The sequence below is a fragment of the Amycolatopsis magusensis genome, assembly GCF_017875555.1.
Classification (GTDB): Bacteria; Actinomycetota; Actinomycetes; order Mycobacteriales; family Pseudonocardiaceae; genus Amycolatopsis; species Amycolatopsis magusensis.
Genome location: NZ_JAGGMS010000001.1, coordinates 4,253,180 through 4,274,021, shown reverse-complemented (window position 1 = coordinate 4,274,021; position 20,842 = coordinate 4,253,180). Strand labels below are relative to the sequence as shown.

The window sequence follows — 20,842 nt, the reverse complement described above, 5'->3', positions numbered from 1 at the left end:
TGCGAATTCGCGCCGGGTTCGAGGGTACGTGCCCCCGCGCGGCGGGTTCGATCGGGTGAGGTGATTCGTACTAGAGTTCGACGCGTGAACGTCGTGGACACCTACACCGGCCATGTCGAACCGGGCGGCGACGCCACCCGGCGGACCCTGCCGAAGCTGACCATCACCAAGCTGTCGGTCGGGCCGATGGACAACAACGCTTACCTGCTGATCTGCCGGTCCAGCGGCGAGGCCCTGCTGATCGACGCGGCGGCCGATCCGGAGCGCATTTCGGATCTGATCGGCCACGGTCCGGACCGCCCGGCGTTACGCACCGTGGTCACCACGCACCAGCACGCGGACCACTGGCAGGCACTGGGCGCGGTGGCCGGGGCGAACGGCTCGAACACCGCCGCCCACCCCGCCGATGCCGACCCGCTACCCGTCCCGCCCGACTTCCTCGTCGAACACGGCGACACCTTGACGGTCGGCGAGAATGTGCTCGAAGTCATCCACCTGCGGGGCCACACCCCGGGCTCCATCGCCCTGCTCTACCGGGACCCCACCGGCCCCCCACACCTCTTCACCGGCGATTCCCTGTTCCCTGGAGGCGTCGGCAAGACCGGCTCACCGGAAGAGTTCACTTCTCTGCTCGACGATGTGTCGTCGCGCGTTTTCGATGTACTGCCGGACGAGACCTGGTTCTACCCAGGCCACGGGGACGACTCGACGCTCGGAGAGCAGCGCCCGCACCTGGCGGAGTGGCGCGCCCGCGGCTGGTGAGAACGCGGGAAGACACCGGCGACATCATTCACACAGCAACGACTTCGACCATGTTGCCCAGTCCTATTAAGTCGTCTGCGTTGCGGGTGTACAGCGGCAGTCCACGCGAAGACGCGATGGCGGCGATCATCAGATCCATCCGGCGAGGCCGGGGGTCTCGCTTCGCCGAGAGGACCAGCGCCACCAATGTCCCGTAGCGGGCGGCCGCCTCACCGTCGAACGGCAGTGGCACGAAGTCGACGATGGCGGCGCCGAGTTTTTCGGTGCGCGTCGCACGGACGGCGGCGTCCTTTGCCATCGCCACGCCCTGATGCAGCTCAGCCATGGTGACCGCGGTGAGTTCCGGGATCTTGGGCAGTGCAGCAGGGTCAAGCAGGCCGAGGTCGATATAAGTACAGGTGTCGAGCACGCCCATCTCGTGACGCTCAGCCACGAGACTGCTCCCACACGTCATCGGAATCCACCCGATCGTCGGTGCCGAAGAACTCGTCGGCCTCTCGGCGCATCTGAGCAGCCTCGACCGTGGGCAGCCTCCGATGCCGCTCCACCAACTCCTCGGCAGTAAGGCGACGCCTACGCGGTACCGGCCGCAGCTCAGCCACTTCGACGCCGTTGCGAGTGACGTGGTAGACCTCGCCGGCCTCGACGGCGTCCATGACGGCAGCGGAGTTGTTGCGGAACTCGCGCTGGGTGATCACCTTCATGAGACGAGTGTAGCCACGCGTAGCTCACCGAGCTACACGTGGCTGGTCGCGTACACCGCCGACGCGATACCCCCTGTTCGTATCAGCGGTATCGACCGAGGGTGGGCAGGCCACCGGATCTGGTGGACACCGAGGTACCACCGTGGACGTCTTGATCGCCGCGATGGAGGACGTCGTTTTCGAGGTCTTCCAGTTGACGACGCTGTTCCGTGGTCAGCGCGGCACGTTCGGCGGCATCGAGGTCACTCAAGGCGAGCCTGCCTTGCCGGACCAGGGTACGTAGTTCTCGGAACGGGCGGGCGGGCGCACAGGCGCACCTACGGCCGACCGTCAGACCACATCGTGCGCATTCCATCTCTTACCACCCTTGTCCGCAACGCTCGACCTGGTGAGTCAGTCGGGCCAACGCGATTCGGTGTTACACCCGGCGATGGGCAAGGCTCCCTCAAACGCTCGAACGAACGACTGCACCCAGTGCACGAACAATCAACATTTCTACGGCATCGGAGTGGAATCGCGTCGGGAGCCACCTTTGTCGATGATCTTGGATTTACCGTTGCCGGCCAGAAGCTTTGTTTCGGGGAGGTCGCGTGAATCTGAGCAGGCACGCCGCACGGCTTGTGGAGCGAGAAGCGTCCGAGAGGCTGAGACGAGCTTTCCCCGATCTCACGCCCTTGCAACGACGGGTGTTCGAAGGGCTGCTTGTCCGGACCTCGCAAAGCTGGTCACTTTTGCTGCGACGCGCTCTTCCCGCGAAAGACAGCACCAGAGCCGATGCGTTCCTGTTCGGCCCGACTGGCGTATACGCCGTGATCGTCGCCGAGCAACCGCCTGACGTGTCCGCGGCCCAGGCGATACGCCGCCACGCCGAGGAGCGACTGGCCGGTATCCGCGATCATCGAGGCCAACTCCTCGCCGGCAGCGCCGTGCACCTGGTTCTTGTCACGGCCGGCCGGACCACCGTGAATTCGCACCGGAACGATCGGCCGTATTGGGCGGTGGACGAAACGAAGCTGAACGAACTTTTCAAGCGAGACCTGGCCCATCTCAATCGCAGGCAGATCACCGCGATCACCGAGCAGGCAGCGCCACGCCTCGCTGACTACCTTCGATTGACGGTCCCCAAACCGGAACGCGCGCCCGAGCCGGACGGGCTCCTCCTCGCCGAAGATCTCACCGCGGACCAGGTGGCAGCCGCCCAAACCCGGTCCTTCGATTCCTGGCTGACCTTCCTGCACCCCCAGCAGCTGGCGATCGTGACCCGGAGGTACAACGGCCCGGCCCGGATCAGCGGGCCGGCGGGCACCGGCAAGACCGTTGTCCTGCTGCACCGGCTCCGACACTTGGCGAGGCATGCGCCGGGTCCGCTGTTGCTCACGACCTTCGTGAAGAACCTCCCTCCGGTCACCGAAGCTTCCTTCCGGCGCCTGGCGCCGGAGGTCGCGGACCGGGTGGAGTTCCTCAACCTGCACGCCTGGCTGGGCAGGTTCCTGACCGCCCGCGGCCATCGGCTCAACGTCAACTCCTCCCAGATCCGAACCGCCTTTTCCCGTGCCTGGTCACTCCACCGTGAAGTACTGGAGCCGATCGTTCCCCACCAGGAGTACTGCTGGACCGAAGTGGACCGGGTCATCAAGGGCCGTGGTATCACCTCGTTCGAGGAATACGTAGGTATCTCACGGCGGGGTCGCGGGCGCCTGGCCCCGCGGCACAAAGAACTGATCTGGCAGCTTTACCTGACCTACCAGGAGAAACTGGCCGAACGCGATCTTCACGACTACAACGACATGGTCAGCGTCGCGCACACCGAATTATCGGAACGGCCGCTGGACGAGCCGTACGCCGCGGTGGCGGTGGACGAGGTCCAGGACATAACGCTGACCGGCTTGCGGTTCCTCCGCGAGCTCGCCGGGGACGGCCCCGATCGGCTGTTGCTGGTCGGCGATGGACAGCAGCAGGTGTACCCGGGCGGCTGGCGCCTTTCCGACGCCGGGATCCCCATCCAGGGACGCGGCGAGGTGCTGCGGGTCAACTACCGCAACCGGGCCGAAGTGCTGGCTTTCGCCCAGCGCTTCGACGCGGACAACGAAGTCGACGACCTCGACGGCGCGAGCGGGGTCGCTCTGCTGGACGTCGAATCGGTGAATTCAGGTGGCACCACGCTGTCCTGGCGCGGCCCGGCAGCCGACCTCGGAGCAGCGTTGCGCACCCGGCTCGAGCAGCTTTCCGTGCCACTCGGGCAAACCGCACTCGTGGTGTTCCACCATCGGGACTTGTCACTGTGCACCAAACCGTTGCGTGAGGCCGGGATCCCCATGACCCTGCTGGAGAACTACCGCGGGGAAACGGATGACCGGTTGAAGGTCGGGACGGTGCACCGGGCCAAGGGACTGGACTTCCAAGCCGTTCTGGTCGTCGATGTCCCGGACAAATCGGTCGAGAACGAGCAGGAAGCCCGTGAGCTGCGCAGCCGACAGCGCCTTGTCGCCGCGACCCGCGCACGCGACTTCCTCTGGTGGGGTGTCGTTGCGGAAACCGAGCTCGATCGAAAGCCCGAACCGCCCCCGGCCGTGGTGGAGTGCGTGCACGAGATGCCGATCGAGTGGTGCGGGACCTGCAAGAAGCCCCCACGCGGAGTCCTGCCTCGGGGCTACCGGACGCGGGGCGGCAACGCCTACCACAACGATCAGCACTGCAACTGGCTCCGAAAGGGCCAAAGCCGGTCACAGCGCCAAGGCAAGAACGTGCACGACAAGGTCCCGGTCGCTTGGGCGGCGGTACGGCCAGGCGAACTCGAGCCCTGTGAATTCTGCTGCAGTCCCGAGTGGCTGAAGCGGCACGGGCACTGACAGCGGTTATTCGCGGCGGGCTCGGGCTCGGCGTTTTCCTTCGTGCATGGCTTGCACGCGGGCGATCGGGATGGTGTGGCCTTCTTCGACCAGGTCCGCGGGCAGGTGTTGCGGCTCGGGCATTTGGGTCGCCCAGGGGTCTGACTCGCCCAGCAGGGACAGCGCGGTGTGCACGGTGAAGTCGGCGGGTTTCACCCGATCGAGGTCGTCCCAGGCGACGGGGAACGAGACTGGGGTGCCGGGGCGGAGGCGGGGGCTGTAGGCGGCGACCACGGTGGCGCCCCCGGAGCGGGTGGAGTCCAGGAACACCTTGCCTTCCCGGTCTTCGCGAATGAATGCCGTGGTGGCGAGCACCGGGTCGAGGCGTTCGGCGCGGGCGGCGACGGCGCGCGTCGCCGCGGCGACGTCGTCGATGGGTTGGGCGGGCGCGAGCGGGACGAAGATGTGCACGCCCTTCGAGCCGCTGGTTTTCACCACACCCCGCAGGCCGTCGTTCGCCAGCGCTTCGCGGACCAGGAACGCCGCCCGCACCACCACGTCGAAGTGGTCGCCGGCGGGCGGGTCCAGGTCGAGCACGAGGTGCGTCGGGTGCACGCGCTCCTCGGCGAGGCTGAGCGTCGGGTGGTACTCGACCGCCCGCTGGTTGGCGAACCACAGCAGGGTGGGCCGGTCATCGCAGAGCGCGTAGGAGACCTCGCGCTTCGAACTGTCCGCCCACAGCGCCACGGTCTTCACCCACTCCGGCGTGTTCTTCGGGACGTTCTTCTGCATGAACGGCGCCCGGCCGCGCAGCACGCGCACCACCGACAGCGGCCTGCCGCGCAACCCGGGGATTATCCGGTCCGAGACGGCGTCGAGGTAGTCGACGAGGTCCCGTTTGGTCGCCCCCGACTCGTCGAACAGCGGCTGATCCAGGTTGGTCAGCGGCACCCCGTCGCGCTCTTCGTCCGCAGCCATCGGCCCACCTCGTCCGGGTCAGGAAGTCCTGCGCACACGATAGGTCAGATGCTCGGCCGCCGGGGTCGACACGGAGGCGACACGGTCGAGCCGCACCGGCGCGTCCGGCGCGAACAGTGGCGTGCCCCCGCCGAGCACCACCGGCGCGAGGTGCAGCACCAGCTCGTCCACCAGCCCAGCCTGCAAGAACGCGCCGCAGGTCTCCCCGCCGCCCATGATCACCACGTCCTTGCCGCCCGCGACGGCGTGTGCCTGCTCGAGCGCGCTTTCCAGGCCGTCGGTGACGAAGTTGAACCGGCGGCCCGACAACCGCACCTTCTCGGGCACCGAATGGGTGATCACGAAGACCGGCGGGGCGTCGCTCTGGTCACGCTCCGCGCCGTAGCCGACCTCCTCGCTCCAGCCGGTCGGGCCGTCGATGAAGTCGAACAGCCGCCGTCCCATGATCACCGCGCCGGACCGCTCGTAGGCGGCGTCGAGCACCTCCTTGTCCCGCTTGCCCGAGCGCGCCCCCATCGCCCAGAGGTGCAGGTCGTCGCCGCCGATGCCGAGGCCGTGCTCGGTGTCCGGGTTCGGCCCGGTGACGTAGCCGTCCAGCGACATCGAGATGTCCACGACCACCAGCCCTCTGGCCGGGCCGACCAGCGCCGCCAGGCGGTCCATCGAATCGCGGATGCCGTACTCCATCCCGCTCTCCACCGCGGTGTCGCGGGCCTCCACACTCGGGAAGACGCTGCGGTTGCGCAACCGGGTGCGGCCCCCGAGGTCCTCGAAGGTGGAGGACTCGAGGCTGACGCTGCCGGGCCACCCTTCGTACTCGAAGGTTTGAACAATCTGCTGGTTCGGCACCACCGTGTGGAAGACCCCGTTGAAGTAGTAGTCGCCCTCGTTGTCGGTGTGCACGTAGCGGTAGCGCCCTCCCGGGCGCGCGTCGAACTCGAGCACCCGAATCTCGACCTCGCGCGGTCCCATCCACCGCGCCAGCAGTTCCGGGTCGGTCGAAGCGCGGAACAGCAGCTGCGGCGGCGCGTCGAACTCGCGCACCACCTCGATGAACGGGGTGCCGGGCTGGGCGGTGATCGTCGTGCCGGTCATCGGTCGACTCCTTAGTCAACGAACTTGTTTATCAACTGAGGCGTTGACGATAGGGGGCGCCGTCGAGGCAGTCAAGGAGCAGCCCGGGCGTGATGATCCCGTGACTCCATTCGGGTGACCCGCGGCCCGGCTCGCGGTTACCGTGTCCCGAATCCGGAGGACCACGACGTAGAGGAGGTATCGGATGCCCGTGTTCCTGATCCGCCTCATCCGCCGCGCCCTCGGCTCGCGCGTCGGCCTGCCGCCGCTGGCCGTGGTGCTCTCCGTGTTCGTCACCAGCTGGCCGTTGATGCTGCTGGCCGAGCCCGCCGGGAGCGAACTGGTCGAGCCGGCGAACTTCTGGTGGTGGTTCGTGGTCACCGCCTCGACGGTCGGCTACGGCGACTTCTACCCGGAGACCACCTGGGGACATCTGGTCGGCGGCTACGTGATCATCGGCGGCATCGCCACGCTGACCACGCTGTTCGCCCAGCTGGCGTCCATGATCGAGAAACGGAGGGGACGGCGCATGCACGGCTCCGGCACGCTCGAGGTCGCCGGCCACATCGTGGTCCTCGGCTACACCCCCGGCCGCACCGAGCGCATCCTCGACGAACTGCATTCCGACGAATCGCTGCGCATGGTGCTCGGCGCGTGGCCCGAAGTGGAGTCGAACCCGCTGCCGGAACGCACGGTGGAGTTCGTCCGCGGCGACCTGACCTCGGAGAGCGTGCTGCGCCGGGCTTGCGTGCACCACGCCCGTGCCGTGCTCATCGACGCGCGTGACGACAACGAGGCGCTGGCCATGGCGGTGACCGTCGACCACCTGCAGACCCAGGCGCACGTGGTGGTCGCCCTGCGCGACCTCGACCGGGCGAAGCACTTCCGGTACGTCAGCGAGGCCATCCACTGCGTGCAGTGGCACAACCCGCACATGCTGACCGAGGAGTTGCAAGATCCCGGCATCACGCAGGTCTACGAGGAACTGATGACCCACGGTGGCAACGGGAACACCTATTCACTGCGACTGCCGGAGACCACGGCCTTCGGCGACTGCCAGACCGCGCTGGGCCGCCAGCACGACGCGACGGTGCTCGCCGCCCGCACCCCGGACGACCTGCTGGTCAGCCCGTCGTGGGACACCGCGCTGCCCGCCGGTTCGGTGCTCTACTTCGTGAGCCGGGAACGGATCAGCGAGGCGCAGTTGACCGCGGCGCTGCGCCGGCACCGCACCCGGGTCACGAGCGAGTAGCGCTCAAGGATTGCTCTCCAGCTCGGCTTTCAGGTCGGCCAGCGCGGAGACCCGCTGCTCGGTGTACTTGTCGATCCAGCGGTTGTGGATGAGCCGGATGGGGACCGCGTTCAGGAAGTGGAGCTTCTCCCGGCCCGATCGCCGTGTGAGCACCAGGTTCGCCTCTTCGAGCACCTTGAGGTGTTTCATCACGCCGAACCGCGACATCTCCAGTTCCGACTCGAGCTCGGTGAGGGTGCGCCCGTCCCTGGCGAAGAGCAGGTCCAGCAGGAACCGGCGCGTCGGGTCGGCGAGCGCCTTGAACACCCGGTCGTCGTCGGTCATCCGCCCAGGATACGTGACCGAAAAGTCACACGCCACCGTGGCTCATTTCCGGGTTTCGTTGAGGTAGTTGTAGATCGTGTACCGGGTCACCTCCAGCTCGGCCGCCAGGAAGTCCACCGCGTCCTTGATCAGGAAGAAGCCCGCCTCGTCCAGCTCGCGCACCACCGCCGCCTTGTGCCGCTTCTTCATCAGCTCGACCGGGATGTCCACCTTCTCCACCGCCCGCTCGATCAGGAACCGCTGCAGGCTGTCCACGTCCGGCGGGAAGCTCTCCCGCCGCACGGCCGCCGCGTCGTCGGCGCCGGTGGTCTCGCTGTTCACGCACAGGCAGCCGACCGCGGTGCCGTCGGCATCGCGCAGGAACATCGTCGACGAGCGGATCGGCCGCCCGTCCGGGCCGTGCGTCTCGTAGTTGATCAGGTCCTGCGTGGTGCCGCGGCGCACCAGGCCCAGCAGCAGGTCGGTCATCGGGCCGCCCGCGTCCCGGCCGGTCAGCCCGCCGGCGATCGCCACGATCGAATCCGGCAGCCGCGAAAGGTCGTGCAGCACCACCTCGTTGCCCGGCCCCAGCATCGCGGCGAGCCCGTCCACGGCCGGGACCAGCGCCGACAGCACGTCGTTCACGCTGCCCGCGACCCGCGCCGGAACGCCGTGCACCGAAACCGCCGGACCGTTCAGCCGCGACAGCGTCAGCCGCAGCGCTTCGGCGGCACCGGCGTGCGTCGAGGCGTGCGGTGAGAGGCGGACGTGCTCCGGCCGCACGGTCGCAGTGATCCCGTCGGCCTTCAGCGCCGCGCCGACGCGTTCACTCGGCACCTCGCCGAGGGTGAACGCCACGATGCCGCCCCGCTGCTCGGTCGCGGAGACGATTTCCCCGCCGCAGGACCGGATCACCTCTTCAAGTTCACCGACCCGCTCGGCGATCCGCGCCTCGATCGCGGCCACGCCCGCCTCCTCGACCAGTTCCAGCGCGGCGGCGAAGGCACCCGAGGTGACCGGGCTCAGATTGCTGATCGACCAAGAAGCCGCGGTGTCCGCCGCCGGGTGGATCTCGTCGTCGAACAGGCCCGGATCACGCGCGCCCGTCCACCCGGACAGCAACGGGTCCATGCGTTCCTGCGCGCGATCCGACAACACGGCGAAACCGGTGCCCCAGCCCGCGCGCAGCCACTTCTGACCGCCTGCCACCAGTACGTCGGCGACCTCCCACGGCGCCTCGACCACGCCGAAGCCCTGGATGCCGTCGACCACCAGCAGCCGGTCACCGACGACTTCGCGCAGGGCAGCGAGGTCCGCGCGGAAACCGGTGCGGAAGTCGACCGCGCTCACCGAAACCACGGTGATCTCCGGCGTCAGCGCGTCCGCGACTGCCTCCGGCGTGACGAACCCGGCGGGCAGCCAGCGGACCTTCGCCCGGCCGCCCTGTTCCGCCCGCGCCCACGAATAGGTGTTCGCCGGGAACTCGCTCGCCGACACGAGCACCTCGCCGGTGGCGTTGAACGCCGCCTGGAACAGCCCGGTACTGGTGTTCGGCACCAGCACCACGTGGTCGGTGTCGGTGCCGCACAACCGCGCCACCGCCGCCTTGGCCCGGACCTCCTGCAGCATCAGGTCGTCCACAGTGGACTGGCCGGCCTTGACCGAGCGGTCCAGCAGGGTGGCGGTGGTGTCCAGCACCGCGTGCGAGGGCGGCCCGAACCGGGCGAAATCCAGGTAGCCGGGCGTTTCGTCGAACTGGACCAGGTACCGCGCGGAGATCCGGTTCACGGCAGCACCCGCGCCAGGAACTGCCGGGTGCGCTGCTCCCGCGGGTCGCCGAGCACCTGCTGCGGCGGCCCGGTCTCCACCACCGCGCCGTCCGCCATGAACACCACCTCGTCGGCGGCCTCCTTGGCGAAGGCCATCTCGTGCGTGACCACCAGCATGGTCATGCCGTCCTCGGCCAGCCCGCGCATCACCTCGAGCACCTCCCCCACCAGTTCCGGGTCCAGCGCCGAAGTCGGCTCGTCGAACAGCATCAGCTTCGGCCGCATGGCCAGCGCCCTGGCGATCGCGACGCGCTGCTGCTGCCCGCCGGACAGTTGAGCGGGATAGGCGTCCGCGCGGTTCGCGAGGCCGACGCGGTCCAGCAGGGCGAGCGCGGTCTCCCGCGCTTCGGCCGGGGCGATGCCGCGCACCCGTACCGGGCCTTCGACCACGTTCTGCAGCACGCTGCGGTGCGCGAACAGGTTGAACCGCTGGAACACCATGCCGATGTCGCGCCGCTGCTTGGCGACCTCCCGCTCACGCAACTCATACAGCTTGCCGTTGCGCTCGCGGAAGCCGATCGGCTCGCCGTCGACCCACACCTGGCCGCCGTCGATCGCCTCCAGGTGGTTGACGCAGCGCAGGAACGTGCTCTTGCCGGCGCCGGACGGGCCGAGCAGGCAGACCACCTGTCCTTTGCGGACGGACAGGTCGATCCCGCGCAGCACCTCGGCCGAGCCGAACCGCTTGCGCACGCCGACCGCGCGCAGCAACGGGTCCTCAGATGGCATCTTTCCCCCTCCGCAACGGCACCGTGCGCAATGCCCGCGCCGCCCGTGACCACGGCCCCGCCGCGACACCCGCGCGGTCGGCGGCGCCGAAGGCCCGTTCCAGGTAGTGCTGCCCGATCCCGGCGACGGTGACCACCACCATGTACCAGATCGCCGCGGCCAGCAGGGTTTCCATCACCAGCAGGTTGTTCGACGAGATGTTGTTCGACGCGTGGATCAGCTCGGTCACGCCGATCACCGAGGCCATCGAGGTCGCCTTCAGCATGTTGATGAAGTCGTTGCCGGTGGGCGGGATGATCACCCGCATCGCCTGCGGCAGGACCACCCGCCGCAGCGTCGTGGCCGGCGTCATGCCGATCGCCTTGGCCGCCTCGGTCTGCCCGCCGTCCACGCTGTTCAGCCCGGCGCGCACGATCTCCGCCATGTACGCGCTTTCGTTGAGCGTCAACCCGAGCAGGGCCGCGACGAAGGCGCTGACCAGTACGTTCGTCGGCTCGTGCAGCAGGTAGCCGCCGGTGAACGGCAGCGGGATCGAGATGAACTCGAAGACCAGCGCCAGGTTGTACCAGATCAGGATCTGCAGCAGCACCGGCAGGCCGCGGAACAGCCAGATGTAGACCACCGCGAACCAGCGCGCGACCGGGTTCGCCGAGCGGCGCATCAGCGCCACCACGATGCCGAGCACGATCGCCAGCCCCTGCGAGATCACCGCCAGCAGCACGGTGTTCAGCAGGCCCACGGCCATCACGCGGTACCAGAGGAACTCCGGCACCGACTCGTAGTCGATCTTCGCCTCGGCCAGCGCCACGCCGAGCGCCGCGAGCAGCGCCAGGATGATCGCGCCGCTGACCCACCGGCCCCAGTGGCGGAGCCGGACGATCGGCAGCTCAGGAGCCGCCATTGAGCTTCACCTCGCCGACCGCGCCCTGCTCGACACCCCACGCCCGCAGGATCTCGTTGTAGCTCGCGTCGGACACCAGCGCCTGCAAGGCTTTCTGCACGCTCTGCGCCAGTTCGGCGTTGCCCTTGTTCACGCCGATGCCGTACGGGCCGCCGTTGATCGGCTCGCCGGGGATCACCTCGAAGAACTGGCCCTCACCGGCGGTCTTGGAGATGTAGACCGCGCTCGGCAGGTCGTTGAGCACCGCGGCCACCCGGCCGGTGCGCAGCTGGTTCTGGTTCTGCGTGTCGCTGTCGGTGGCGGTGACCGTCACCTCGGGCTTGCCGCCCTGCTTGCACTGCTCGCTCTGCTCGGTGGCGAACTTCTGGTGGCTGGTGCCCTGCACCACGGCGACGGCCTTGCCGCACAGCGTCTCCGGCCCGTTCACCCCGTCCGGGTTGCCCTTGCGGACCATGATCGTGATGCCCGAGGTGAAGTAGTCGACGAAGTCGATCTGCTGCTGCCGCTCGGGCGTGTCGTTCATCGCCGCCATGGTCAGGTCGATCCGGCCGGACTGCAGGCTGGTGATCAGCGAGCTGAACGCCATGTCCTCGTGGGCCACGGTCAGCCCGAGCTTGGCGCCGATCGCCTTGGCCAGGTCGACCTCGTAGCCGACCGGGGTCTTGCCGTCGGCGGCGTAGAAGTTGTTCGGCGCGGACTGCAGGTACGAGCCCACCCGCAGGGTGCCTGCCTGCTTGGTGGCCGCGGGCAGGGCGGCGTTGAGCTGCTCGTCCTTGGTGATCTTGGCGAGCAGGGCGGCGGTGTCCGGCACGCCTGCCGACACCCCGCCACCGGGTTGCTGAGCGGGCTCGCCGCCGGCACCGTCCGGCCCACCGCCACAGGCGGTCAGGGCCAGCGCGACCAGCGCGAGAGCGGGCACGAGTTTTCGAGCGGGCATGGGCCACCTCCGCGACCAGGGAAAATGCTGAAGCAGGACGCTACAACTCGTTGTTGAAGACGTCAACTACGAGTTGAAATTTCGCCGCCTGCCCCGATCGCGGCCATGCAGAATCAGCCGATCGCCTCCCACCGCTGCGCGCACGGCGTCGCCGGCGGCCGAGCGGAGGAGCCACCCCGGCGGCGCCAGTCGTCGAGCACCGGGTGCACCGCCCGGCGCGCCTGCACCGGGATCTCCACGGGCACCTCGGGCGGCTCACCGTCGACCGCGGCGAACTCCCAGTTGACCGCCCCGCCGCCGATGATTTCGGCGTAGCGTTCGGCGGCCAGCCCAGTGCGGAACCGGACCCGCTGACCGGTGATCCGGCTGGTGATCTCGACCGCCATGACGCCCTCCTGTAGCTGGGACCGGCCCCGATCTTCCCCATCGGAGCCGGCGCGATCAGTAGAACACATGTTCGATCAGGATGCGAGCCCGGGCCGTGGCCCGTCGCACCGAGCAGGTGTTCGGGGCGACCGTCGACGAGATCCGCCGGTCCCTGCGGTGACTACGCTTCAGTACCGGCCAGGCGCCGCGACCACGAGCGGCTCCACGTTGTGCCCGCTCAGTTCGACCACGGGAGCCGTCCCGCCGAGGTCCGCCGACCGGTACGTGGCCGACAACCGCAGCGTCTCCCCCGGCCACAGCGTCACATAGTTGTCCGACCAGTCCGTCGGCAGCACTTCGGGGCCGCCCGCGCCCTTGCGCACGGTCGCCTTGACGAAGAACGCGACCTGCCTGCCCGCCGCGTTGTTCGTCAGGGTCACCTCGGTCCGCGTGCGGTCACCCTCCACAGTGGACTTCGCATGGGCGGCGATCGAGCCCTTCGGCAACTGGTCGAGGCCGGTCAGATCGGCGTAACCCGTCTGAGGGGTGTGGTACCAGGTCGAACTGCCGTAGTCGAGCGTGTCCGCCCTGGTGGAGAGCCAGTAGACATTGCGGTCGAGCACCTTGCCCGCGGCGTCGGTGAGCAGCAGGCGGGTGAAGTAGGTGGTCGAAAGCCCGGCGGGTTGCGGCAGTGTGCCGACCCGCACCGAGCCGTTCGCCTTGGCCTCGACCGGACGAGTCTCCTTCGCCTTTTCCGTGCCGTCCGCATTGAAGACGGTTACCTCCACGCGCAGTCCTGGCACGGTTTCCAGCCCGGTGTTCACCACGGCCAGCGATTTGTCGTCATAGGAATACTGGACGTGCAGCGGCCGCAACGCGGTTTTCGCGCCGAAATAGGAGCCCGCGGTGTCGAGGTAGTAGTCGTAGAGGTGCCAGTAGGCGGTCGGCCAGGCGTTGTTCAGCATCCAGTAGATGACGCCGGTGGCCGGTTTGCCCGAGTCCGACCAGTCGCGGCCGAAGGCCTCGAATTGCGCGCGATTCGTCTCGTAGTTGGCCAATTGCGCCTTACGCACCAGGGCTTCCGGGTTCGCGGGACGGCCATAGCGCCGATCCAGCGCCGTGCCCCAGAAGCTGAGCTTGTTGAAGGTGGTGCTCGGCGAAAGGTGGTACTGCGTGGCGTTGTAGTCGGTGAGCTTGGCGATGTCCTCCGGCGTGAGGAACTTCTTCAGCTCTTCCATTTCCGGGATGGTCGGGCCGGGACCGATTTCCGAGGCGAAGCCGAACGCGCCGCCCTTCTGCTCGTTGTACCAGTAGTTCGGCGGCTCCCACCAGTACGGGCCGTCCATCTTCATGCCCGGGCTGCCCAACTGCGGCGAACTGAACGCCTTCGCCGAGGAAATGACCGGCAGCTTCCAGTCCGCCCGGTTCAGCGCGTCGAGGTAGATCTTCTCCAGGCCGGCGCCGGGCGCGGCGTCACTGCCGATCATGAAGCCCAGCATGCTCGGGTGGTTGCGAATCCGCTTGGCTTCGCTTTCCGCCGACTGCCCGGCGACGACGTTGTCCTCGGCATCGAAAGAACCGTAGTCCTCCCATTTCGAACAGCATTCCCAGCCGGTGAGCAGCATGATGCCCAACTGGTCGGCCAGGTCGTAGAACTCGTCGTTCTCCGGTTTGCCTTCGAGCCGGATGGTGTTCATTCCCATCGAACGCACCAGGTTCAACTGGTCACCGATGCGCCGCAGATCCGTGCGCAGGAACAGGTCCGATGCCCAGCCGCCGCCACGTACCAGGAACGGCTTGCCGTTGACCGAGAATTCACGCGCACCCTGGTTCAGCCGCGAAGTGACCTCGCGGATGCCGAACTTGGTTTCGACCGAATCGGAGAGTGCGCCACCGACGGCCGCGTCGAGTGAAGCCTCGTACATCGGCTGGCCGCCCATGGTGAACGGCCACCAGACCTGTGGTTGCGCGATCTTCAACGCGGGCGTGTCGGCCGGTGAGAAGGTGAGCGTCCTGGTTTCGCCGGGCGCCAGGGTGACCATGCGGTTGAGCGGGATTTCGCCGACCTTACCGGAGATCTCGGTGGTCACCGATTGCGCGCTGTTGTTGCGGACGTCGGCTTTGACGGTGACGTCGGCGCTGCTGAGATCGGGCAGCGGCAGGTCGCCGTCGGCGCGGATGTCGCGCAAGGACACCGCGCCACTGCGGGTCAACTGGACGTCGCGGAACAGGCCCTGGTTGCGGTCCGGCGGCAACTGGGCCCAGTCGATGAAGTGGATCGACAGGTCCTGCTGCGGATCGGCGGGCATCGCCTTGATCGCCAGGGCGTTGCCCCCCTTGCGCAGCAACGAGGTCACGTCGAACTCGTGGGTCGGGTAGGCGCCGACGACCTGGTCGGTCCCGGCCACCTTGACGCCGTTGAGCCACACCTCGCCGCGCGAGATGATGCCGCCGTTGAGCTTGAGGAAGGTGTGCGCGCCCGGCTGCGGATCCGCGGTGAACGCCTTGCGGTACCACCACGGCACGGTGAACTCCGACCGCTCGGCGCGCTGCAGGTTGGTGCCGTAGTTGACGTCGCCGTACTTGCCGTTGGCCACCAGCCCGGCCAGCACGGTGGAGCGGGCGGGCACCGGGTACCAGCCGCTGTCGTCGTAGGCGGGCTGGGAGAAGGTGTCACCACCGGCGGTGACCACCTTGCTGGTCTGCAACCGCCAGTCCGGAACGGTGCTGATCTGGCCGGAAGCCGCGGGCGCGGTCATCGGCGCACCAGCCGGCGCGGGTGGCCCGGGCGCCTGCGCGGACAAGAGGGGCACGAACACCGCGAGTGCGGCGAGCAACTTCGGCGTACGGCGTAGGCGCATGGCTGCTCCCGGGGTCAGTGGTCCAAACCACCCTGGAACACTTTCCGATTTCCGGGCAAGGGCCGCCAGGCTGGTTCTCGGGGCAGGTAGGGTCCGCGAACGTGACGATGCCCGAGGACCCCGCCGAGCCCGAGTACCGCCAGCGCCGCTTCACCGCCCCGCCGGGTGCGGCCGACCTGCTGCTGATCCGCCACGGTGAATCCGCGCCCGCCCGGCCGAGCAAGCCGTTCCCGCTGGTCGACGGCCAGGGCGACCCCGAACTCGCGCCCGAGGGGCTGGTGCAGGCCGACCTGATCGCGCGGCGGCTGGGTGAGGAGCACTTCGACGCGCTCTACGTGACCACGCTGCGGCGGACCGCGCAGACCGCGGCGCCGCTGGCCGAGCGGCTGGGGCTGACCCCGCGGGTGTGTCCCGAACTGCGGGAGATCTTTCTCGGCGAGTGGGAGGGCGGCGTGTTCCGGCAGAAGGTCGCGGACCGCGATCCGCTGGCCGAGAAGCTCTGGGCGGAGGAGCGCTGGGGCGTGGCGCCCGGCGCGGAGGACGACGAGGTGTTCGCCGCGCGCGTGCGGGCGGGCATCGAGCGCATCGCCGCGGACCACGCCGATCAGCGGGTCGCGGTGTTCACCCACGGCGGGGTGATCGGTCAGGTGCTCGCGCTGGCGACCCGGTCACGGCCGTTCGCCTTCGTCGGGGCGGACAACGGCTCGTTCTCGCAGGTCGTGGTGCACGGTCCACAGTGGATCGTCCGGGGGTACAACGACATCGCCCACCTCACCACCTGATCCGGCTCGCCGCGACGAACTCGACGGTGGCCAGCACGGCCACCGACTGCGCGGCCAGCAGGCCGATCAGCACGAGCAGCTGCGCGACGCCGGCCTGCACCGGGCTGGCGCCGCCGAGCAGCATGCCGACGTAGGCGCCGGGCAGCGTGACCAGGCCGACCGTGCGGGTCTGGTCGAGGCCGGGGACCAGCGCGTACCCGGCGGACGGGCGGCAGATCTCCAGCGCGGCGGCGCGGGGCATGAAGCCGAGCGCGAGTGCGGCCTCGTACTCGCCGTGGCGGGTCTTGAGCTCGTCGAGCGCGCGGCGGGCGGCCTGCGCGGTGGCGGTCATCGCGCCACCGATGACGATGCCGGCGATCGGCACCACGATGATCGGTTTCCACGGCACCACGCCGGGCAGCAGCACGAGGGCGAGCACCGGTGCGACCCCGGCGGCGATCGCCGCGGCGAACCAGGGCCAGCCACCGGGCGCCTTGACGCGGCGGTAGGTGGTGAAGGAGGCGACGGCGAACATGAACGCCACGAAACCCGCGGTCCACCAGCCGGACCGCAGGATCGCGGTGATCACCACCGAGACCGCGGCGAGCTGCGCGACCGCCCGCACCGCGGCGATCAGCACCCCGCGGCCGGACCCGAGCCCGCCGCGCCAGACCACCGCGGCCGCGAGCAGCACGAAGATGGCGAGCACCACCGCCAGCACCGGCCCCGCCTCGATAGCTGCACCCACCCCCCGATCCTCCCCGACTCCCGCCCACCCCACCCGCCAACCCCCACACCCGCCCTAAACCACCCAGGTCCCACCTTCCGACTGCCGAACCCCACGTTCACGCACGCGACCCCCACACACAGGCAGCCGACTTCCACGTTCAGGCACGCGAACCCCACGTTCAGGCAGCCGACTTCCACATTCAGGCACGCGAACCCCACACTCACGCCCGCGAGTCCCGCACTCAGGTAGCCGACTTCCACGTTCAAGCACGCGAACCTCACACTCACGTCCGCGAGTCCGCATTCAGGCAGCCGACTTCCACAGCCGGGCAGCTGAGTCCCACGTTCGGGCAGCCGAATTCCGCACTCGGGCAGCCGAATCCACACTCGGGTAGGTGGGTTCAGGCAGCTAAGTTTCCACACACGCGAGCGGGCTCGCGTCGCTGATGACGCGGTGGGCGATCGCTGGCTGGCGCCAGAATCTACGGATCGACGATGGCAGGGACACCGATCGTGGGATAGCCCGAGGTCAACAAGCCCTGGCCATCCGGCTTGTGAAGATCGGCTTCACCAATGAGGTACTCGGCTACCTGAACGTAGAACTCAGGTGCCCGAACGTGTACTTCGACTACCCGAGTGTCGAACTCGCTGCACGGACGTGTAACTCGCGTGCGTGAACGTGGGGTTCGGGTGCGCGGGCGTGGGGTTCGGAGGTGGGGGCGCCGCATGCCGGTGGCGGCGGGCACGGCATGCGGCGCTCGGTGAGTGGTCACCGGCTGTGTGAGCAGGTGACCACGTTCTTGGCCACGGTGGTCGACTTCTGGGACACCACTTGGCCGTCCACCACGATGCGGCAGGTGAGGCTCCCCGCCGCCGGGTTCTGGGCGGAGATGCTGAAGTACCCCGAGCTCGGGGTCAGCTGCTCCAGCGTCCGCGACCACGGCAGTTCCGCGGAGGTCTCCTGCGCCACGGTGAGTTCGTTGCCCACGTAGGTGATGTTGCGCGCGCCGCTGTCTCCGCTGAGTTCGTACGTCACGTACTTCGACGGCGTCGGCGGCACGGCCGGCGCCACGTTGTCCGCGGGCTGCCGCGCCAGGTGCTGCGGGTTCGACCGCGCGGGCCGCTCCCCCGCGGTCACCTGCAGCACCACGCTCGCGGCCCCCACCACGGCCACGCCCAACACCAGCGAAACCCCGCCGAGCACTCGGCGCGCCCGTCGTTCCGCCAGCAACCGGGCTTCTTCGGAAGTCTCCGTCACGGGTGCCGCTCCCCACGTCACCGCGCCCCAGGTCGGGCACGCTGTTTAATACTCGCTTAATCGCGGAAGGCCGTTACCCCCGAAAGCCGGAATATTTGAATGTTCACTCTTTCGGGCGTTCCGCGGTACGGACGATGTTGCGGACCATGCCACCGAACACCAGGCCGTGGAACGGCGCGACCGACCACCAGTACAGGTGCCCGGCCAGTCCCTTCGGCACGAAGACCGCACGCTGCCGGTACACCGAGCCGTGCTCCGCCGGCTCCACGGCCAGTTCCAGCCACGCCTTCCCGGGCACCTTCATCTCGGCCCGCAACCGCAGCAGCCCGCCGCGTTCGATGGCCTCGACGCGCCACCAGTCCAATGCCTCACCCAGCTGGAGCCGATGCTGGTCACGGCGGCCACGCCGCAGCCCGACCCCGCCCGCCAGCCGGTCGAGCCAGCCGCGCACCGCCCAGGCCAGCGGGAACGAGTACCAGCCGTTGCTGCCGCCGACGCCCTCGATCACCCGCCACAACTCCTCGGGGGACGCCGCGCAAGGTGACTGCCGGTGATCGGTGTAGACCGAGCCGCCGGACCACTCCGGGTCCGAGGGCAGCGGCTCGGCGGGCGCGTCCGGCACCGAGGCTCCCGACCAGTGGGTCGGCACCTCGGCGTCCCGGATCCTGGCCAAGGCCAGCTCAACGGCCCTGGCGTAGTCCACCAAACCCTCCGGCGGGTCGGGCACGTACCGCGCGATGTCCCGCTCCCGGCACACCATTTCGTGCACCAGTGAATCGATCAGCGGCCGGGCGATGCCGCGCGGGACCGGCGTCACGATGTTCACCCAGTGCGACGAGAGCCGCGGCGTCAACACGGGTGCCGGGACCATCACGCGCCGGATTAATCCTGAAACCTCGGCATAGCGGCGCATCATGCTCTGGTAGGTGAGCACGTCCGGGCCGCCGATGTCGAAGGCCCGGTTCACCTCGGCGGGCAGGTCCGCGCAGCCGGTCAGGTACCGCAGCACGTCCCGGATGGCGATCGGCTGCACCCGGTTGTGCGCCCACTTCGGCACCACCATCACCGGCAGCCGTTCGGTCAGGTACCGCAGCATCTCGAAGCTCGCCGACCCCGACCCGAGGATGACCGCCGCCCGCAGCACGGCCGTGGGCACCCCCGACCGCAGGAAGATCTCCCCGACCTCGGCGCGCGACGCGAGGTGCTCCGAAAGCTCCCCGTCCGGCTCCAGCCCGCCGAGGTAGACGATGCGGCCGACGCCCCGGTCACGCGCGGCTTCCGCGGTGAGCAGTGCGGCCCGCCGGTCGATACCGGCGAAACCCTTGCGCGACAACGAATGCACGAGGTAGTAGAGGACGTCGATGCCCTCGGTCGCGCCGTGCAGGCTGTCCGCGTCGAGCACGTCGCCGCGCACGATCTCGACCTCACCCGCCCACGGCACGTCCCGCAGCTTCGCCGGGTCCCGCACCAGGCAGCGCACGGTGTGCCCCGCTTCGAGCAGGCTCGGCACGAGCCTTCCTCCGATGTAACCGGTCGCCCCGGTGACCAGACAGCGCATTCACGCCATTCTCGGGTACCGGCGCCGATCCGGCAGGCTCAGCCGAGTCCGGCCAGCCTGCTCAGGTCGGCGTTGCCGCCCGAGATCACCAGCACGGTCACCCCGCCTTCCGGAGCCCGCACCACGCCCGAGCGCAGCGCCGCGAGGCAGACCGCCGACGCGGGCTCCACCAGCAGCTTGCTCGCCTCGATCAGCTCCCGCCACGCCGAGTGGATCGCGTCCTCGTCCACTTCGACCACCTCGTCCACGTAGGCCTGGACGTGCGGCAGCGTGTACTGACCAGCGAAGGGCGCGGTCAGCCCGTCCGCGACGGTGGCCGATGGATTCGGGATCCGCACCACTTCACCCGCCGCCAGGCTTTGGCCCATCGCGTTCGAAGTGGCGGGTTCCACGCCGATCACGCGGGCCGCGGGCGCGAGCTTGCGGACCGCGGCGGCCACCCCGCTGAGCAGGCCGCCACCGCCGACCGGCACGAGCACCAGATCGGGCGACGGCCCGTCCGCGCACAGTTCCAGCCCGGCCGTGCCCTGCCCGGCGATCACTTCTGGCTGGTCGAACGGGTGCAGGATGGGGTAGCCGTGTTCCTCGGCGAGTTCGGCCAGCGTCGCGGCGAGATCGTCGGTCGGCACGATCTCGCCGCCGAAGCGCTCGACGTTCGCCACCTTCGACGGCACGGGCTTGCTCGGCATCGCGACGATCACGCGCACGCCGAGCCGCTTGCCCGCGTACGCGATGGCCGCCGCGTGGTTGCCCGCCGAGAAACTGACCACACCTTCGGGCAGTTCGCCTCGCTCCTGCCAGGACAGCAGCGCGTTCAGCGCCCCGCGGACCTTGAAACTGCCGGAGTGCTGCAGGTTTTCGGCCTTGAGCAGCACCCGCGTGCCGAACTCCCCGGAGAGCCGCTGGTTGTCGATCAGCGGGGTGCGCAGCACGAGGCCGTCGATGCGGGCCGCGGCATCGGAAATGTCGTCGATGGTCACCAGATCCACGCTCCCGACCGTACTCCGCGAAA

At 68.9% G+C, this 20,842-nt stretch carries 20 protein-coding genes; 5 read left to right on the top strand and 15 right to left on the bottom strand.

Annotated features, from left to right (window positions below; all coding sequences use genetic code 11):
* Nucleotides 1–84 precede the first annotated feature (84 nt).
* Complete coding sequence (locus JOM49_RS19170; protein ID WP_209665655.1) at nt 85–762, top strand: MBL fold metallo-hydrolase; 678 nt, start codon at nt 85–87, stop codon at nt 760–762.
* 28 nt (nt 763–790) lie between these two features.
* Here JOM49_RS19170 and JOM49_RS19165 read toward each other — a convergent pair whose 3' ends face one another.
* Nucleotides 791–1,177 carry a type II toxin-antitoxin system VapC family toxin gene (locus JOM49_RS19165; protein WP_245369378.1) on the bottom strand — a complete coding sequence of 129 codons (387 nt, stop codon included), beginning with the start codon at nt 1,175–1,177 and terminating at the stop codon, nt 791–793.
* A 10-nt stretch (nt 1,178–1,187) separates the two neighbouring features.
* Complete coding sequence (locus tag JOM49_RS19160) at nt 1,188–1,466, bottom strand: type II toxin-antitoxin system Phd/YefM family antitoxin (protein ID WP_209665654.1); 279 nt, start codon at nt 1,464–1,466, stop codon at nt 1,188–1,190.
* Nucleotides 1,467–1,608: 142 nt separating this feature from the next.
* Between JOM49_RS19160 and JOM49_RS19155 the strand changes: the two genes are divergently transcribed.
* The gene (locus tag JOM49_RS19155) at nt 1,609–1,749 is read left to right on the top strand and encodes a hypothetical protein (protein WP_209665653.1); all 141 of its coding nucleotides are present in this window, start codon (nt 1,609–1,611) and stop codon (nt 1,747–1,749) included.
* A 403-nt stretch (nt 1,750–2,152) separates the two neighbouring features.
* Complete coding sequence (locus JOM49_RS19150; RefSeq protein WP_308158791.1) at nt 2,153–4,315, top strand: UvrD-helicase domain-containing protein; 2,163 nt, start codon at nt 2,153–2,155, stop codon at nt 4,313–4,315.
* 6 nt (nt 4,316–4,321) lie between these two features.
* On the opposite strand, the gene JOM49_RS19145 is transcribed toward JOM49_RS19150, so the two are convergent.
* On the bottom strand, nt 4,322–5,272 hold the full coding sequence (locus JOM49_RS19145; protein ID WP_209665651.1) for a DNA polymerase domain-containing protein: 951 nt from the start codon (nt 5,270–5,272) through the stop codon (nt 4,322–4,324).
* Between the two features lie 18 nt (nt 5,273–5,290).
* Entirely contained in the window at nt 5,291–6,367 is a 1,077-nt protein-coding gene (locus JOM49_RS19140; RefSeq protein ID WP_209665650.1) for an SRPBCC domain-containing protein, read from the bottom strand.
* Between the two features lie 184 nt (nt 6,368–6,551).
* Here JOM49_RS19140 and JOM49_RS19135 point away from each other — a divergent pair, with 184 nt between their 5' ends.
* Entirely contained in the window at nt 6,552–7,598 is a 1,047-nt protein-coding gene (locus tag JOM49_RS19135; RefSeq protein WP_209665649.1) for an ion channel, read from the top strand.
* A gap of 3 nt (nt 7,599–7,601) precedes the next feature.
* Here the strand turns inward: JOM49_RS19135 and JOM49_RS19130 are convergent, their stop codons facing one another.
* The 7 genes from JOM49_RS19130 to JOM49_RS19100 all read right to left on the bottom strand — a co-directional run bounded on the left by JOM49_RS19130 (nt 7,602) and on the right by JOM49_RS19100 (nt 15,524).
* On the bottom strand, nt 7,602–7,922 hold the full coding sequence (locus tag JOM49_RS19130) for an ArsR/SmtB family transcription factor (protein WP_209665648.1): 321 nt from the start codon (nt 7,920–7,922) through the stop codon (nt 7,602–7,604).
* A 42-nt stretch (nt 7,923–7,964) separates the two neighbouring features.
* A complete protein-coding gene (locus JOM49_RS19125) occupies nt 7,965–9,689 on the bottom strand; it encodes an aminotransferase class V-fold PLP-dependent enzyme (protein ID WP_209665647.1) in 1,725 nt (574 codons plus the stop codon).
* Complete coding sequence (locus tag JOM49_RS19120) at nt 9,686–10,459, bottom strand: amino acid ABC transporter ATP-binding protein (RefSeq protein ID WP_209665646.1); 774 nt, start codon at nt 10,457–10,459, stop codon at nt 9,686–9,688. Before JOM49_RS19120 ends, JOM49_RS19125 begins: the two co-directional genes overlap by 4 nt.
* The gene (locus JOM49_RS19115; protein ID WP_209665645.1) at nt 10,449–11,360 is read right to left on the bottom strand and encodes an amino acid ABC transporter permease; all 912 of its coding nucleotides are present in this window, start codon (nt 11,358–11,360) and stop codon (nt 10,449–10,451) included. The genes JOM49_RS19120 and JOM49_RS19115 overlap by 11 nt, the downstream gene beginning before the upstream one ends.
* A complete protein-coding gene (locus tag JOM49_RS19110) occupies nt 11,347–12,297 on the bottom strand; it encodes an ABC transporter substrate-binding protein (protein WP_209665644.1) in 951 nt (316 codons plus the stop codon). Before JOM49_RS19110 ends, JOM49_RS19115 begins: the two co-directional genes overlap by 14 nt.
* A gap of 113 nt (nt 12,298–12,410) precedes the next feature.
* Complete coding sequence (locus JOM49_RS19105) at nt 12,411–12,683, bottom strand: hypothetical protein (RefSeq protein WP_209665643.1); 273 nt, start codon at nt 12,681–12,683, stop codon at nt 12,411–12,413.
* Nucleotides 12,684–12,851: 168 nt separating this feature from the next.
* Nucleotides 12,852–15,524 (bottom strand): glycoside hydrolase family 2 protein, encoded by a 2,673-nt coding sequence (locus JOM49_RS19100; protein ID WP_209665642.1) that lies wholly within the window; start codon nt 15,522–15,524, stop codon nt 12,852–12,854.
* A gap of 107 nt (nt 15,525–15,631) precedes the next feature.
* Between JOM49_RS19100 and JOM49_RS19095 the strand changes: the two genes are divergently transcribed.
* Nucleotides 15,632–16,306 carry a histidine phosphatase family protein gene (locus tag JOM49_RS19095; RefSeq protein ID WP_245370578.1) on the top strand — a complete coding sequence of 225 codons (675 nt, stop codon included), beginning with the start codon at nt 15,632–15,634 and terminating at the stop codon, nt 16,304–16,306.
* On the opposite strand, the gene JOM49_RS19090 is transcribed toward JOM49_RS19095, so the two are convergent.
* The 4 genes from JOM49_RS19090 to JOM49_RS19075 all read right to left on the bottom strand — a co-directional run bounded on the left by JOM49_RS19090 (nt 16,296) and on the right by JOM49_RS19075 (nt 20,819).
* Nucleotides 16,296–17,033 carry an ABC transporter permease gene (locus tag JOM49_RS19090; RefSeq protein ID WP_209665640.1) on the bottom strand — a complete coding sequence of 246 codons (738 nt, stop codon included), beginning with the start codon at nt 17,031–17,033 and terminating at the stop codon, nt 16,296–16,298. The genes JOM49_RS19095 and JOM49_RS19090 overlap by 11 nt on opposite strands.
* A 750-nt stretch (nt 17,034–17,783) precedes the next feature.
* The gene (locus JOM49_RS19085) at nt 17,784–18,272 is read right to left on the bottom strand and encodes an MmpS family transport accessory protein (RefSeq protein ID WP_209665639.1); all 489 of its coding nucleotides are present in this window, start codon (nt 18,270–18,272) and stop codon (nt 17,784–17,786) included.
* 103 nt (nt 18,273–18,375) lie between these two features.
* Nucleotides 18,376–19,830 (bottom strand): SDR family oxidoreductase, encoded by a 1,455-nt coding sequence (locus tag JOM49_RS19080; protein ID WP_209665638.1) that lies wholly within the window; start codon nt 19,828–19,830, stop codon nt 18,376–18,378.
* Nucleotides 19,831–19,868: 38 nt separating this feature from the next.
* Entirely contained in the window at nt 19,869–20,819 is a 951-nt protein-coding gene (locus tag JOM49_RS19075) for a threonine ammonia-lyase (protein WP_209665637.1), read from the bottom strand.
* Nucleotides 20,820–20,842: the final 23 nt, after the last annotated feature.